We start from the raw sequence: 432 nt of genomic DNA, 5'->3' as shown, positions 1-432 counted from the left end.
TAGGCCTCGAACCAGCCATGGGCGGCGGTGCCCCGGGCATGCACCACCCGCTCGGGCACCCGCTCCCGATCGAAATGGGTGATCTTCTCGATGAACTGGTAGTTTTCCAGCGTGGCGGGGCCCCGCTCGCCCACGCTGCGCAGGCTTTGGTTGTCCCGTACCGGATGACCCTGGCGGGTCGTGAGAGTGATCTTGTCGTCGCTCATGGTGGTCTCCAGGCTAGTCACGTCGAACACTGCAGTGACCGGGCCTGTCCGCGGCAGTTGTCAGCCGTCAGACGAGCTGTCCGGAGACGAAACGGCGCCGGGCCGCTTGCGCTGACCACCCGGGGCTCTAGCCGCTACCTCTCGTCCGTTCGGCGGAAAATCGCTGATCGCGCTATCGATCCCATCCAGACTGTTCATCAGCAGTCGATAAGACTCACGGCGATAC

General features: G+C 64.1%; 1 protein-coding gene. It reads right to left on the bottom strand.

Annotation, left to right across the window (positions count from 1 at the left end; translation table 11 throughout):
* Positions 1-206: catalase (locus KYG_RS18735; RefSeq protein ID WP_008906502.1), on the bottom strand; the 206-nt coding region annotated here is incomplete at its 3' end.
* Positions 207-432: the final 226 nt, after the last annotated feature.

This window comes from Acidovorax sp. NO-1, assembly GCF_000238595.1.
Lineage (GTDB): Bacteria > Pseudomonadota > Gammaproteobacteria > Burkholderiales > Burkholderiaceae_C > Acidovorax.
This window is presented reverse-complemented; position numbering and strand designations above follow the sequence as displayed.